The following is a 14,749-nucleotide window of genomic DNA, read 5'->3' as shown; positions in this document are numbered from 1 at the left end:
GACCCCGACGGTGCGGCCCGGCTCCGCGGAATCGTCCCCGCCGAGCGTCCGCATCCGTAGCCCCTTCCGCCGCGTCCGGCACGAATCGGCCAACGGCATAACCACCCCACCGGCGGGCGAAACCCGGTTTCCGCGGCGGCGGAGGCAGGTACCCCGTGAGCTATGCAGTTGCTCGAACCGCCGGGTGTCTACCGCCCGCAAGGCGACACCCGACTGCTGACGGACGCGCTGGACGAGGCGGGCATCCACCCGGGTAGCAACGTGCTGGACGTGGGCACCGGCACCGGGGCGCTGGCGGTCGCGGCCGTCCGCGGTGGGGCCGCGCGCGTGACGGCGGTCGACGTGTCCGCCCGGGCGGTCGTCACCGCCTGGCTCAACGCGCTGCTGATGCCGGTTCGGGTACGGCGGGGGGACGCGCTGGTGCTGCACTACCCGGAACGGTTCGACCTGGTGCTGGCCAACCCGCCGTACGTGCCTTCCGCGCCCGACCGCCGTCGCGCTCGGGCATGGGACGGCGGCCCGGACGGCCGGAAGCTGGTCGACCGGATTTGCGATCGTGCGCCGGAGCTGCTGGCGCGCGGTGGAACGTTGCTGATGGTGCACTCCGCCCTCGCCGATCCGGACGCGACCTTGCAACGCCTGCACCGCGCGGATCTGAAAGCCGCCGTCGTGGATCGGCGGAACCAGGATTTCGGGCCGGTGCTGCACGATCGGGCAACCGCGTTCGAGGACTCGGGATTGATCATGCCCGGGCAGCGGGAAGAGGAGCTGGTGGTGATCCGTGGGGACCGGACGGACTGAACGCACCGCCCCGGCGGGCGGGCAACGACACCCCGTCCCGGAGGGCGGGCAACGACGCCGCGTCACGCTCGTGCGCACCGGCCCGGTGCTGGTGGAGGGGCCGGTGCGGCTGGTGCTGGACGACGGCACCGAGGTCGACTCCGACCGGTTCACCGTGGCGATCTGCGCGTGCCGCCGCAGCAGGGACTACCCCTTCTGCGACACCAGCCACCGCAAGCGGGTCCGCGAGACGTGAACCCGACGGCCCGAGGTGGGTATCCGGGAACATGGCAAAGGACCGCAAGACCTACGAAGCCGACTACACCCACCCCGAGCTTCGGGAGCGGCTGAAGGAAGAGCTCAAGGCCGCCGACAAGGGCGGGGCGCCGGGACAGTGGTCGGCGCGCAAGAGCCAGCTGCTCACCCAGGAGTACGAGAAGCACGGCGGCGGCTACCGGCACCCGCAGCGGCCGACCGCGCAGCAGCAGGACCTGGCCGAGTGGACCGAGCAGCGCTGGATGACCGAGTCGGGCTCGGCGAACGCGCGCCACGACGGCCGGACCGAGCGCTACCTCCCGGAACAGGCGTGGGAAGAACTCGCACCGCACGAGCGCCGGGAAGCGCAGCGGACCAAGCGGGCCGGGTCGCGGCGCGGTGAACAGCATTCGCCGAACTCGCAGGCGGCCAAGTCCGCGCGCAAGGTCGCCGAGCTGGACGCGCTCTCCGCGCGCGAGGCGGCGCAGCGCGCGCGGAAGCTGACCGCGCCCGAGGCGCAGCAGGCACTCCGGCACGAGCGCGAGCACAAAGCGCGCAAGACCGTGCTGCGCCAGCTAGACAAGATCACCCGCCGAGGTTGAGCCACCAGGAGCGTCGAGGGGTCCGCTCGCTGCGGTGAAACCGCCCGGTGCGAGCGCTGCGCCGGTCAGCCGCGGGAGATCGGGAAGTCGAAGTAGGTGTCCGGGAACGGCTCGGCAGCCAGGGTGAAGTGCCACCACTCGTTGGGATAGTTCGTCATGCCGACGGATTCCATGGTCGTGCTGAGCCGCTGCCGATTTGCCTTGGCGAGCTCGCTCACCCGCGGATCGGCGGTGTGCGCCAGCGGGTCGAAGCAATCGAAACCGGTACCGGTTTCCACGCCGTTGTCCGGGAATCGCTGCTGCGGCGCGGCCGTGCACGGCGTCAGCGGTTCGCCCGGGAAGTAGGGGCGTTGCGGCGCGGCGGGCAGCCGGACCATCGTGAGGTCGACCGTGCTCGCCCTGCTGTGGCCCGATTTCTCGTCGATGTAGCCGTCGGCGAACAGCCGTGATTTGTCCACCGCCGGGTAGAACTCCGCCTTCATCCGCTGGTCGCGGGAGTCCGCGGCCCACCGCACGAAGTGGTCCACCGCCCGCTGCGGCCGGTAGCAGTCGTAGACCTTGAGGCCGTGGCCGCTGCGCACCAGCTGTTGCTGCGCGGCGTGCAGGGCTTCGGCCGCCTGCCTCGTCAGCAGGCACTCTGCTTGCGGGTCACCGAGGGGGGCTTGCGGGTAACCGAGGGGGGCTCGCGGGTAACCGGGCACCGGCGCGCCGGTGAAGTTGTGCCACCCCGCGTACCGGATCTCCTGGGCGATCGTCGGGTCGATGTCGCGCAGCGCGACGACTTCCGGCGGCCGCTCGCCGACGGCCCGGCCCGCGGCGACTTGGTCCGCGGCGGGGTGGCTCGGGGCTGGGTGGCTCGCGGCTGGGTAGCTCGCGGCAGCCGGGTTTTCGGCGCCGTGCGCCGGTGCCGCGAGCGGCCCGAGCACGACCACCGCCGCGAGCGCCGCGCCCCGCAGCCGGCGCCGCAGAACTGATCGGGTCATGGCCGTGTATCTAGCACTCGCGCGCCGCCGCGGGTAGCGACCTCGCCCGGTCGGACGAGTGGCGCAGCGGGACGCCGCGGAAGGACGGCCGGGCTGCGGAGGGTGGCCGAACCTTCACCCGGATGCGGTCGTGATCCATTGACTCAGTGGTCTAGTCCACCTAAGTTCCTGCCAGCCCGCAGCGGAGACCCGCAGCGCACGAGCCGCGCCGAACGCGCCGCGCGCCGGAGGCTCCGCACCGCACCACCGCCGGGTCCGATGGGCCGGGCCGGGAGACGGGAGCACTTCCGTGAGGAACAGACCGATCCACTGGGCGGCGCTGCTGGCAGGCGTGCTCGCACTGCCGTTCACCGCAGCGCCCGCCACCGCAGCACCGGCCACGGCAGCGCCCGCCGCACCGGGCGACCTGCGCACCGCGCCGTACTACATGCCGCTGGACAGCGACCCGCAGGACATCGGCGAAGCGATGCGGGCCAGCGGGCAGAAGGACTTCGTCTTCGCCTTCGTCCTCGCACCCGGCGCAGGCAGCTGCACCCCCACCTGGGACGGCAAGCCCGGCCAGGAGGTCGCCGCGGACACCGCGGTCAAGGCGAAGGTCGACGCGGTGCGCCAGGCCGGCGGCGACGTGTCGGTGTCCTTCGGCGGCTACAACGGCATCGAGCTCGGCGCCGCCTGCCCGGACGCGGCGGCGCTGGCCGACGCCTACCAGCAGGTGATCGACAAGTACGGGCTCACGCACATCGACCTGGACATCGAAGGCGACGACCTCGGCGACGTGCCCGGTGAGACCAAGCGCTTCGCGGCCGTCAAGACCCTCAAGCAGCGCAATCCCGACCTGCACGTGACGCTGACGCTGCCGATGACCAGCGTCGGGCTAAACCAGGCGGGCAAGGCGGAGATCCAGCGGGCCAAGGACATGGGCGCCGAGATCGACCTGTTCAAGATCATGGACTTCGACTACGGCGGTCCGGGCAACGACATGGCCAACAGCGCGATCTCGGTGGCCGAAGCCTTCCACCGGCAGCTGCGCGAACTGCACCCCGAGTTCGACGACGCGGCCGCCTACGCGCGCACCGGCGTGATCCTGATGAACGGCCACACCGACCAGCCCAGCGAGCTGTTCACCCAGGACACCTTCCGCGCGCTGGTGGATTACGCCGAGCAGCACCGGATCGGGCGGCTGTCGTACTGGTCGATGAACCGGGACCGGGTCTGCACCGAGCCGGTCGGCTGGGCGGACGGCAAGTGCAGCAGCGTCGAGCAGCAGCCCTACGAATTCACCAAGATCGTTTCTCGATACCAGTGATCCAGCAGTACTAGTGATCCCCCACCCGCGATTCCCCGGAGAACCAGCATGAAACTGTTCACCAAGCTGTTCGCGGTGCTCGCCGCCGGGACGCTGCTCCCGCTGACCGCGGGCGCGAGCGCCGCCGTACCCGAACCCGCCGCACCCGAGCCCGTTGCGCTGAAAACCGCGCCGTACGTGGACGTCACGCAGGAAAAGCCCACCCTGCCCGAGATCGCCGAAGCCACCGGGCAGAAGACCTTCACGCTGGCGTTCGTGCTCGGCAGCGCCGCCGGCTGCACCCCGATGTGGGGCGGTGAGAAGGCGCTGGACGATCCCGCCGTCCTCGGCCAGATCGAGCAGCTGCGGGCGCAGGGCGGCGAAGTCGCCGTCGCCACCGGTGGCGCGATGGGCCCGTACCTGGAGAGCGTCTGCGGCACCGCCGACGAACTGCTCGGCGCCTACAAGCAGATCCTCGACGCCACCGGCTCGAACCACCTCGATGTCGACGTCGAGGCGAACATCCCGCAGGACACCGTCAACGAGGCGCTGGCCAAGCTGCAGGCCGAACGCGGCACCGAGGTCAGCTACACGCTGCGCGTGCAGGGCGACGAAACCGGCGTGGACCCGTATTCGCTGCAGGTGCTCCAGAGCGCGGCCGCGCACGGCGTCGACGTCACCGTGAACCCGATGGCGATGGAGTTCGGCTCCAGCAAGCCATGGGGCGACGCGGTGATCGCCGCCGCGGAGAGCACGCTCGAGCAGATGAAGGGCATCTGGCCGGACCTCAGCGACGCCGACCTGAAGGCGAAGCTGGGCGTGACGCCGATGATCGGGCGCAACTACAACGGCAACGTCTTCACCCAGGACAACGCCAGGCAGCTCGTCGAGTGGGCGAACACCAACAAGATCGGGCTGCTGTCGTTCTGGTCCGCGGGCCGGGACAACGGCAGCTGCCCCGGCGGCGGCGTCTCCCCCACCTGCAGCAGCATCGACCAGCAGCCGTACGAGTTCACCAAGATCCTCCAGGACTTCACCGGCTGATCCGGGACCGATCGACCACAAGCCGAAGGGCCGTTCCCACCCGGGGACGGCCCTTCGGCTTGCACGATGATCGGTTACCGCGTCTGGTGCGGTCGCGTCACCTCGGGCGCAACGACGAACCGGCGCAGCGCGGCGCGATCAGCCGTTTCGCCCGGCCGGCCGCTTTCCGGCCTTGTCCGGCCGGGCAGCTTGCAGGAGAGCCTTGACGCGGATCTTGATCCGGTGTGCCAGCGACTTCGTCGCCGCTTTCCGCTCCTGCTCACCACTCCTGCGCAAGCGCTGCTGCTCATCGGTCAGTTCGTTGGTGTAAGTGCCACCGGTCGAGATGGCGCGCTCGACCGCTTGGTAGACCGTTTCCAGCTGGTGCTCCCACTTCCCCGCCCCGGTCTGCCTGATTTCGACGATGGCCGCAGGAGTCATGGAGCGGGCTCCGGTGTATTTCACCTGGTCCGTCCTGGTTTTGAGCGCCCCCATCCCGGCATACAGTTCACGAAGTTCGTCGATCAGCTTTCGCAGCTCGGGCCCTTCTTCCGGGATGGGGATCGGCTCGGTCGACGGGCGTTGACCGACGCCCTCGCCGATCTTCGAGATGACGTCCCGGCGCTTCGGGTTGACGTCCTGGCGCACCTCGGCCGCGAGTCGCTCGGCCTTCTCCCTGTCGGTGAGCCCCGCATCGTCCGGGCCCAGTTTGCCGTGCGCGGTCAGCAGATCCCGTCCCGGGCGGCCGTCGCGCGGAACCATTTCCGTCAGCCACTCGGTCCTGGTGGTGGTGATCTCCATGGCTCGGCTGTCGTCCATCGGGTCGTCGAACCATTGGTTCAGCAGCCGATCCTCTTCCAGTGGATCCTTGAGCTCGGGTCGTTCCGCCACCAACCGCACCCAGGCGTCCACATCGGCCGCGATTGCGTTCCGTTCCGCCTCGGGCAACATCCCGAACATCGCCGCGAAATCGGTGCGCGCCAGCACGGGGAACACGCCCTTGGGAAAGGTCCGCCTCGCGTCCACAGCACCCTGTTCCAGGTAGCTGTCCAGCAGGGTGATGAAGCCGAGCAGATCCTTGCTCGGTTCGACGACAGGTCCGAGACGCTGCGCTTCACCTTCCGGACGTCGCTGTTGCGGAACATCACCCCGGGGCGTGATCTTGACCCCGAGTCCCTCCAATTCGGTGAACAGCTGGTGCATCGCCGCGAGCGGTACCCCGGCGGTCACCTGCACACTCGGCGAGAAAATTCCCGCTGGCAGCAGCTGATACTCGTCCACACCACCTTTCAGCACACCCGCGGAGAACTGGCGACGCTGCTTCAGCAATTCGTCTTTGAGCGCGATCATTCCTTTCAGCATCTTGTCCCACTCGTTGCGATTCACCACGCCCGGCGGGTTGGTCACCATCTCGATGTTGGACTGTTCCGCCCCGCCGAACTCGGCCTGCAGCTGAAAGTACGGACGGTGCACCAAAGCAGTGCCTTTCGGGACCGGCTTGCCCGCTTCATCCTTGACGCGCCAATGGTTCTCCTCCAGCTCGGCACCGACGGCGCGCTGGAGGACATCTGGTCCGCCGCTATTCGGCCCGGCCGTCCGGGCGTCCCGTTCCGGTGCCGGATCGCCGCGCATCGCCCGCGTGGCGTCGGCCTCGGCGGCGCGCTCGTCCGGGTCGCCCGGATCGGAAACTTTCATCCCGTCACCGGTGTCGGTCCCGGAGACCGGCCCGGTGCGCTGCTGCACGACGTGCGCCAGCTCGTGTGCCAGTACGTGCTTGCCCACTGCGGACGTGGTGTCGTAATGGCCTCGGCCGAAAACGATGTGCGAACCCGCGGTGAAGGCTCTCGCCTGCACCGAATGCGCGGCGCTCGCCGCCTCCGATCCGGTGTGCACGCGGACATCGGAGAAATCCGCACCGAGCCGTTTTTCCATGTCCGCGCGAACATGCCCGGCCATCGGCGCACCCGAAGAACCCAGTGCCCGATCGACGGCGGTGCGCTGCACCAATCCGGCGACTGCGGCATTACCCACCAGGCGTTGCAGTGCGAGCAGTCCCGGTGCCGACCCCTCCACCGGGTTTCGCCGTGCCGATCGGGTCGTCACGTCCCGCCGTCCTGGATCCTGCTCGTGTGCGTACATCCGCCCGTCTCCGTCCCGGATCAAGACCTTCCGCCAGAGGGCTTTCCCGCATGGCAGCAGAAACGGCACGGAATCGATAGCCGTCGACGGACACAACCCGTTGCCCGAAAGGGCAGCCCTGCACCCCATTCCAGGTACGCGCTCGACACCGGCGCGATCAAGCGGTGGTTCAGCCAGGGTGGTGCGGCTAGATACACTCGGCTCGTTGATCAAGTCGGGCGGCGAGGAGCGTTGATGGCGGCCGAGAACACACCTGCCGGCACGGGAGGACGCGATATCGATCTCGAACGTCCGAGCGCTGCGCGAATGTACGACTGGTACCTCGGCGGCAAGGCGAACTACGCGATCGACCGCGAGTTCGGCAAGACGATCCTCGAGGTGTTCCCGATCGTGCGGCCGGTCGCGCTGGCCAACCGCTACCTGCTGCACCGCATCGTGCGGCACCTGGTCGGTCGCGGTGTGCGGCAGTTCGTCGACCTCGGCTCGGGCGTGCCCACGGTCGGCAACGTGCACCACGTGGCCGACGAGGTCGCCCCGGACAGCCGAGTGGTCTACGTCGACTACGAACCCGTCGCGGTGGCGCACTCGCAGCGCTTGCTCGACAAGCACGGCGACCCGGAACGGCACGCCGTGGTGCAGGCCGATCTGCGTTCCCCGAAGTCGCTGTGGAAGCAGGTGCGCGCCACCGGTGTGGTCGATCCGGCGGAACCGATCGCCTTGCTGATGATCGCGGTGCTGCACTTCGTGCCGGACGACGACGAGGTCGAGCAGGCGCTCGTCCAGTACCGCGACCTGCTTCCCGCCGGGTCGTACCTGGCGATCTCACACGCCACTGTGGACGGTGCGCAGCCGCAGCGGGCCGCGGAGTACCTGCAGCTGGTGCAGCGCTACGACCAGACCGCCAATCCCGTCCGGCTGCGGAGCTGGGACGAGACCCGCGCGCTGTTCGGCGGCTTCGAGCTGATCGAGCCCGGGATGGCCTGGGCCCCGGAATGGCATCCCGAGGACGCGAGCCCCGGAACGGGCAAGAAGTTGTTCAACACCGCGGACGAGTCCGTCGTCTGCGCCGCGGTCGGCTACAAAGCCGAAGGCTGAACGGTTCGAGTCGCTCGCCGGAAACCTTCGGCGAGCCCCCGGAGCTGCACTGCTCCGTTGGTCGCAGTGCGACCGCCCCGATGCGCCTCGACCGGCCTCGCGAACCCGACGTCCGGTGAAGAGCGGATGAACGGCAGACGTATCCGCCCGGTGCGCACCGTGATCGCTCCTAGTGTCGAGTCGCCGACCGGCCGCACGAGGAGACGACGGACATGGGCAGTGTGTGGGCAGGACTCGGCGGCATCGTCGCCGAACCCGGCACCCCGCTCGCGATCGCGCTCGCGATTCTGATCACGATCACCGCGCCGCTGGCGGACCGGTTCGTCATCCGGCGCAAACGCATCGACTACCGGGTGCTCTACAACTCGAAGATCGGCCTGAACCCGATCCCGCAGGACATCGCCTCCACCGAAGCGGACCCGCGACTGCGGCACCTGACCACCACTGTGGACCGGATGAGCGTGGCCATCATCCGGATCCGCAACGTCGGCAGCTTCGACATCGAGCGCAAGGACTTCGAGACGCCGATCTCGTGCACCTTCGGCCGCCGCGTGGTGTGGGACGCGCGGATCTCCGAGGCCAGCACCGACGACCTGCACCAGCGCGCCAAGAACAACCTGGTCTTCTTCTCCGACGAAACGGCACCGGAGGCCGCGAACCGGCGGGAGCAGCCGCGGGAACCGGGCAACAACCTGCGCGCCCTGCGGGACTGGCTCGCCCGCCGCCTGTCCAGCTCGATCGAACCGGCGCAGCAGACCCCGGCGACCGAGCTGGGACCGCAGTGGCACGGGGTCCGGCTGACCCGGCTCTCGTTGCGGCGCAACGAGAAGTTCAAGCTCGTCGTGGTACTGCAGGAGCCCGAGGACGCGCCGGCGGGCGAGATCACCAAGACGATCCGCGTCGACGGCCGCATCGAGAACGGCTGGTTCAAGGACGAGAAGGCGCAGCCGCGCTTGACCTGGACCCGGCTGGCGGTGGGGCTGAGCGTGCTGCTCACCGGAGCGTTGATCGGCACTTCGCTGTTCGGCGTGATCACCCGCGAACCCGCGCATTGCGCGAGCGGCGAAGTCCAGATCACCGGCTCCAGCGCGTTCCTGCCGATCGTCGAAGAGATCGCCGACGAGTACGAGAAGGACTGCAGCGGTGCGAAAATAAACGTCGCCCCGACCAGCAGCATCGACGGACTCGACGCGCTGCGCAATGCGCGGAGCGATTCGGCTCCGGACCGGGCGGTGTTCTCCGACGGCCGGGCCGCGGACACCGCCGCGTCCGAACCACCGGCACCGGTCGCCCTGGTGACTTACGCGATCGTGGTGAACAACGAGGCCGGGGTGCACGAGATCAGCACCGCCGACCTGCGGGCCATCTTCTCCGGCGAGAAGACCGACTGGAGTCAGGTGGCCGGCGGTTCCCCCGGCCCGATCAAGATCGTGGACCGGGACGATTCTTCCGGCACCCGCCGCACGTTCGAGCGCAAGATCGCGCCCGGCACTTCGAGCGGACCGCTGCCGATGTGCGACAGCCGCGAACTGTCCCGGCAGGACGCACCGGTGCACTGCCAGGCCGCCGACACCGAAGCCCTGCTGAACAGGGTCGGGACCACTCCAGGGGCGATCGGTTACGCCGACGCCGGCGCCGCGGGCCGGGAAGTCGCCGAGGACGCGAACCTCACCGTCGTGCCGATCGACGCGACCCGTCCCGAACCGGACAACGTTCCGCGCTACCGCTTCTGGACCGTGGAGCAGCTCTACACCGCGGAACCGGTCTCCCCCGACTCGTTGCTCGGGAAATTCAAGCAGTACATGGCCGCGGAACCCGCCTTGGGAATGCTGCGCGACGCCGGTTACCCGCCATGCGCCGACCGGAAAGCGACTGCCGACTGCCGCGCTCAATGAGCACTTCGACACCGCGGAAGGATCTCGCTGATCGCACAACGTCGCCAATGTTCCCCGCAATGTGATCGCCCGCGCACCGCTCGCCGATCTCACCGCAACTTCACAACCGCCTCGCACGAGCGGAAAAGCTCGATTTGTGCGGCACGACACCCCCCACTTGTGGACCGTGCGGTACCGGTTTGCGTAGCCTGTGCGCGGCTTCGCGATGATCGGTCACCGATTAGGTGGCGGACGCGAATCGAGCCGAATCGGTTGGACCGTGGCCGGTTCGGTGCCATTCGGGCATAGCGCCTCGGACGGTCGGGGGTCGATGAGGCGGTGGGAGCAGCAAAGGAGTCTTGTGCGTTCAGTGTCGTCGTCCCGATTGAAGCGCTCGATGGGCGGTGCCCTGGCCGCCACGGTGGTCGTCACCACCGTCGGCGTGTCCACCCCTGCGGCGATCGCGCAGCCGCCCGGCAACGCGTCGGACGCCCAGAAGCAGCTCAAGGACCTGGGGCGCAAGGCCGAGGAACTGACCGAGGCGTACAAGGGCGCGCAGGACGAGCACGCCAAGCGCCAGGACGACCTCAACCGCGCGAACGCGGAAGCCGAACAGGCCGGTCGGGTCGCCGAGCAGGCGCGCGCCGAGGAGGAGCGGTTCCGCCAGCAGGTCGACGGCCTGGTCAGCGCGTCCTACCAGGGCGCCCGGATGAGCAAGCTCTCGGCGCTGCTGGTCAGCGAGTCGCCGAACGACTTCCTGGATCGCGCCTCGGCGCTGGACGCGCTGGGCAAGGACAACAACAAGGCTGTGCAGACCCTGTCCGGTGCCACGCACCGCGCCGAAGGCGCCGAGCAGCAGGCCCAGGACGCGCGCAACCGCGCCACGCAGGCGGAGGCCGACGCGGCCCGGCTGGAAGGTGAGATCGCGGCCAAGAAGGGCGAAGCGGACGCCCAGGTCGCCAAGGTCAAGCAGCAGTACAACAGCCTCAGCGCGCAGGAACAGGAATCGATGTCCGGCGGTAGCAGCAACGTCGGGCTGCTCGGCGGTGCCGGCGTCGCCATCCAGGCCGCCAACGCCGCGCTGGGCAAGCAGGGCTCGCCGTACGTCTTCGGCGCCAAGGGGCCGAGCCAGTTCGACTGCTCCGGGCTCGTGCAGTGGTCCTACCAGCAGGCCGGTGTTTCGCTGCCGAGTGGCACGAAGGCGCAGATGTCGGCGGGCAAGAAGGTCTCCAAGAGCGAGATGAAGCCCGGCGACGTGATCTTCTTCTACAGCTCGGGCAGCCACAACGGGATCTACATCGGCGGCGGCAAGATCGTGCACGCGCCTACCGAGGGCCAGGACGTCACCGTCGAAGAGGTCGAGTACATGGGCCAGGTCAACAGCGTCCGCCGCTTCGCTGGCTGAGCGCCGGCCGTCGTCTGGTGCTGCGCAGGTTCGGCGGCCCTCGCTGCGGAACCTGCGCGCGATCCGGGCCTCATCCCGGATCGGCCGGGAGATCCGCCACGGCGGCTTCCAGCACGTGGTAGCTGCGGTCGACGGCGGTGGCGGACAAGAGCCGGAATCCCGAGCGGGCCAGCAGTTCGGCGAATTCCGGCTCCGTGCGCACCCGGCCACCCGACGTGGTCAGCAGGATAAGGTCGCGCAGCGGCACGTCCGATTCCGCAGGCGGCCGGGCGTCACCGAGGTTTTCGACCAGCAGCAGCCGGGCGTGCGGGCGCATCGCGCGTCGGCAGGCCCGCAGGATCTGCGACGCGGGCCGGTCCGCCCAGTCCTGGATGACGCTTTTGAGCAGGTAGGCGTCCCCGCCTGCCGGGAGCTCGCCGAAGAAGTCGCCGATGACCCGCTCGCAGCGCTGCCCGGCGTCCGCGAACACGGCAGCCCCGCACCCGGCAGCGGTGTCCACGAGAACGCCCCGGATGCCGGGATTGCGTGCGAGCACGGCGTTCAGCAGCGCGCCGTTGCCGCCGCCGACGTCCACGACGGTGCCGAACCGGGCGAAGTCGACGGCATCGGCCAGCGCCGGTGCCACCGCCAGCGTCTCCTGGCCCAGCCCGTCGCGGACAGCGGACGCCAACGCCGGATCCCGGTCGCAGTAGTCGTAGAAGTCGACGCCGAACTCGCGCGCGAACCCGGTTTGGCCGGTTCGCACGGTCTGTTCCAAGGATTCCCACGCCCGCCAGACGGGTTCGGCGCAGAACAGCTCGATCATCGAGGCGACCGGACCCTCGCAGCGCAGTTGGTCGCCGGTGGGGGTGAGGGCGAAACGACCGGGTCGTGCTTCGGCGACGATCCCGATGTGCTCCAGCCCGCGCAGCAATCGGTGCAGCGTGTCGGGCCGGGTCTCGGTCTGCGCGGCGAGCTCGTCGACGCTGAGCTGCTCGTCGGCGAGCGCGTCCGGGATCCGGAGGCGGACCGCCGCGTGCAGCATCCGCGAGGCGAGGTAGCCGAAGCACAGCGTGAGCAGCCGCCCCCGGCCTGCGGCCGCATCGGCGGTGGCCGCGCTCCCCTGCTCGGACTCGCGATCTCCCGGCGACGCGGTTTCCCGGATCTTCATGGGCGTGCTCCGTTCAGTGGCCGGAAATCCGGACTCGTCGGCGCGGAGTCGGCGGGGTTTCCCAACGCGAAGTTCGCCACGTGCACGACGTCCTCCCGGTAGGGGCGCAGGAATTCGGGACTCGCTTGCGGTTCGACCGCTGCGGTGGCGCACGGAGCGAGTCCGAGATCGGTGGCGACCAGGTACATCGTCTGCAGCAGGCAGCCGGTGTCGCGGTAGATGAGGCTCAGCGTCATGCCGCCGTACTTCCACCGCACGCGCTGGTGGTACGCGGCGAGGTAGATGCTCACCGGCGGTGGGTGCTCGGTGAGCGTGGGGCGGCAGATGAGCCGATGCTGCAGGTCGTCCAGCTCCGCGTCCCATGGCTGCAACTTGGCGAGGTGATGCGCGAACGGGTCGTAGTGGTACGCACCGGGCGGCAGATCCGCCACCGCGCGCGCGAGGACGTAGATCTCCAGGCTGTGCCTGCCGCCGCCGGAAGCGCTCGGCCGTCGAGTGGCCTGCAACCGGTCCGGTCCGAGCCATCCGCGCACGCGCGCCGAATCGCCCAGGAATCGGCCCAGTTCCGCTGAACCGACCGGGGTCTCGGCGAAGTCGCGGATGCTCGTGCGCGACCGGAGCAGCTCGCGCAGCGGCCGGCTGTTCCCTTCGCCGGCGGGCAGCGGGATCACCTCGGACGCTTCGCGGTGGCGCAGCCGAGCCGGTGGGATGTCGACTTCGTCGAAGCGGGAGCGGGCGATGCCGCCCCGCGCGGCGAGTGCGTGCACCGCGAGTTCCGGGGGCGTCGGGTTCGGCGGGTCGTCCACGACCTGCGCATCGTCGACCGGTTCGACGATGCCCGCCTCCGCGAGCCGCGCCAGCAGCGCCTCGGCCTCCTGCGGGCCGGGCGCCGCCCCGTCTTCGAGGGCGAGTTCGCCGGGCAGCACGGGTGCCGACATCCGGTTGAGCACTCCGAGCAACGTCCGCTTGACCGCGAATCGCCGCAGTGTGCGGGAATCGACCAGCACGACGCCGTCGTGCTCGCTGCCCCATTCCAGGATCAAGTCCGGGTTGCGCCGGTAGCGCCTGTTCATCGCAGTCCTCGCAGTGGTTCGCCGGACGGGTCCGGGCGCGGCACGAACAGGCAGCCGCGAAGCAGGGTCGCGACCACCGGCCCGATCGGGTAGCGGCGGTGTTCCTGGAAGGCGGTGAACGAGGTCAGCGGCAGCAGGGTCACCGGCTCGTCGCCGGAAGCACCCAGCGCGGCAGTGCCCGGTTCACCGCCTGCGGCGGCCGCCGAGAACACCTCGAGCGGTGCCAGACCCGCCTCGACGAGCAGGTTCATCTCCTCCCACAGTCCCCGGCCGGGCAGCACGCCGGGGTTGGGCGTGTCGCTGCCGGGCACCAGCCGGACTCCTTCCCCGGCCAGGCGCGCCACGACGGCCGACATCTCGATGCCCGCCGCACGGCAGTGGTGCAGCTGCCGCTCGGTCCACGGTTGCGAGATCAGCGGCATCCGCCGCCAGAAAGCCGCGGTCGCGGGATCGGCACCGGCGAAACTCCAGGAATCCGCGGCTTCTACGGCCAACCGGTGCTGCACCACCAAGGTGGGGCACAACCTCGTCCCGGCGGGAAGCTGCGGCCACGAGTCACCGTCCCGTTGCGCCCACCGCCGGTGCAGGGCGTGCGCGCCGCCGCGGCCGTCACCGCGAGGTGCCAGACATGCGACGTGCTCGATCTCGTCGACCCCGGCGCGCAACGCGGCCGGTGCGCCACCAGGAGCCGGATGCACGGCCACCCGGAGGTTCCGGGCGTGTGCCCGGCGCACCACGGCTGCGATCAGCTCTTCCGGGAACTGCGCGTACAGCTTGATCCAGGAGGCTCCGCGCGCTGCTGCCGTCTCGACGACGCCGGGCAACTCCTCGGCTTTTTCCCATCGGGTCGCGATGTCCAGCCGAGGTTCTCCCGGGCGGTCCAGCAGCGGGCCGCCCAGCACGACCTCCGGTATCGGGTCTCCGCAATGCCGGGCGGCGGGCACGGGGTGCTCGGTGCCCGCGGTCGAACCGAGGTCCCGGATTCGGCAGATGCCGTAGGCCACGAAGTCCGGCAGCGCCATTCCCGGGTGCAGGTGCATGTGGGCGTCTTCCAGCGCCGGAGCCGCCAGAGCCTGCGGGTATCG

General features: G+C 69.8%; 12 protein-coding genes and 1 pseudogene. 8 read left to right on the top strand and 5 right to left on the bottom strand.

What is annotated here, in order from left to right; all coding sequences use genetic code 11:
• The first annotated feature begins 162 nt into the window (after positions 1-162).
• From IJH84_RS19385 to IJH84_RS19375, 3 genes are all read left to right on the top strand, one after another.
• Positions 163-801, top strand: coding sequence for a HemK2/MTQ2 family protein methyltransferase (locus IJH84_RS19385; protein ID WP_295147118.1), 639 nt, complete (start codon positions 163-165; stop codon positions 799-801).
• Between the two features lie 70 nt (positions 802-871).
• Positions 872-1,036, top strand: a complete 165-nt coding sequence (locus IJH84_RS19380; RefSeq protein WP_295147122.1) for a CDGSH iron-sulfur domain-containing protein — start codon at positions 872-874, stop codon at positions 1,034-1,036.
• Positions 1,037-1,067: 31 nt separating this feature from the next.
• Positions 1,068-1,637, top strand: coding sequence for a hypothetical protein (locus IJH84_RS19375; RefSeq protein ID WP_295147115.1), 570 nt, complete (start codon positions 1,068-1,070; stop codon positions 1,635-1,637).
• A 65-nt stretch (positions 1,638-1,702) separates the two neighbouring features.
• Here IJH84_RS19375 and IJH84_RS19370 read toward each other — a convergent pair whose 3' ends face one another.
• Positions 1,703-2,620: a M15 family metallopeptidase gene (locus IJH84_RS19370; RefSeq protein WP_295147113.1), complete on the bottom strand. Its 918-nt coding sequence runs from the start codon at positions 2,618-2,620 to the stop codon at positions 1,703-1,705.
• A gap of 289 nt (positions 2,621-2,909) precedes the next feature.
• Here IJH84_RS19370 and IJH84_RS19365 point away from each other — a divergent pair, with 289 nt between their 5' ends.
• Both IJH84_RS19365 and IJH84_RS19360 read left to right on the top strand, forming a co-directional pair.
• Positions 2,910-3,926: a chitinase gene (locus IJH84_RS19365; RefSeq protein WP_295147110.1), complete on the top strand. Its 1,017-nt coding sequence runs from the start codon at positions 2,910-2,912 to the stop codon at positions 3,924-3,926.
• A 48-nt stretch (positions 3,927-3,974) separates the two neighbouring features.
• The gene (locus tag IJH84_RS19360) at positions 3,975-4,949 is read left to right on the top strand and encodes a chitinase (protein WP_295147107.1); all 975 of its coding nucleotides are present in this window, start codon (positions 3,975-3,977) and stop codon (positions 4,947-4,949) included.
• 138 nt (positions 4,950-5,087) lie between these two features.
• Here the strand turns inward: IJH84_RS19360 and IJH84_RS19355 are convergent, their stop codons facing one another.
• Complete coding sequence (locus IJH84_RS19355; RefSeq protein WP_295147104.1) at positions 5,088-7,031, bottom strand: DUF4157 domain-containing protein; 1,944 nt, start codon at positions 7,029-7,031, stop codon at positions 5,088-5,090.
• A gap of 270 nt (positions 7,032-7,301) precedes the next feature.
• Between IJH84_RS19355 and IJH84_RS19350 the strand changes: the two genes are divergently transcribed.
• The 3 genes from IJH84_RS19350 to IJH84_RS19340 all read left to right on the top strand — a co-directional run bounded on the left by IJH84_RS19350 (position 7,302) and on the right by IJH84_RS19340 (position 11,441).
• Complete coding sequence (locus tag IJH84_RS19350; protein ID WP_295147101.1) at positions 7,302-8,162, top strand: SAM-dependent methyltransferase; 861 nt, start codon at positions 7,302-7,304, stop codon at positions 8,160-8,162.
• A gap of 212 nt (positions 8,163-8,374) precedes the next feature.
• On the top strand, positions 8,375-10,057 hold the full coding sequence (locus IJH84_RS19345) for a substrate-binding domain-containing protein (protein WP_295147096.1): 1,683 nt from the start codon (positions 8,375-8,377) through the stop codon (positions 10,055-10,057).
• A 349-nt stretch (positions 10,058-10,406) separates the two neighbouring features.
• The gene (locus IJH84_RS19340) at positions 10,407-11,441 is read left to right on the top strand and encodes a C40 family peptidase (protein ID WP_200071662.1); all 1,035 of its coding nucleotides are present in this window, start codon (positions 10,407-10,409) and stop codon (positions 11,439-11,441) included.
• A gap of 70 nt (positions 11,442-11,511) precedes the next feature.
• Here the strand turns inward: IJH84_RS19340 and IJH84_RS19335 are convergent, their stop codons facing one another.
• The 3 genes and pseudogenes from IJH84_RS19335 to IJH84_RS19325 form a co-directional block, all read right to left on the bottom strand.
• On the bottom strand, positions 11,512-12,591 hold the full coding sequence (locus tag IJH84_RS19335) for a methyltransferase (RefSeq protein ID WP_295147083.1): 1,080 nt from the start codon (positions 12,589-12,591) through the stop codon (positions 11,512-11,514).
• Positions 12,588-13,664: a SagB family peptide dehydrogenase gene (locus tag IJH84_RS19330; RefSeq protein ID WP_295147081.1), complete on the bottom strand. Its 1,077-nt coding sequence runs from the start codon at positions 13,662-13,664 to the stop codon at positions 12,588-12,590. Before IJH84_RS19330 ends, IJH84_RS19335 begins: the two co-directional genes overlap by 4 nt.
• A pseudogene (locus tag IJH84_RS19325) lies at positions 13,661-14,749 on the bottom strand (hypothetical protein); the annotation flags it as partial. The pseudogene IJH84_RS19325 and the gene IJH84_RS19330, both read right to left, overlap by 4 nt.

Origin of the sequence: Saccharopolyspora sp. (assembly GCF_017434145.1) — a bacterium.
Taxonomy (GTDB): domain Bacteria; phylum Actinomycetota; class Actinomycetes; order Mycobacteriales; family Pseudonocardiaceae; genus Saccharopolyspora_C; species Saccharopolyspora_C galaxeae.
This window is presented reverse-complemented; position numbering and strand designations above follow the sequence as displayed.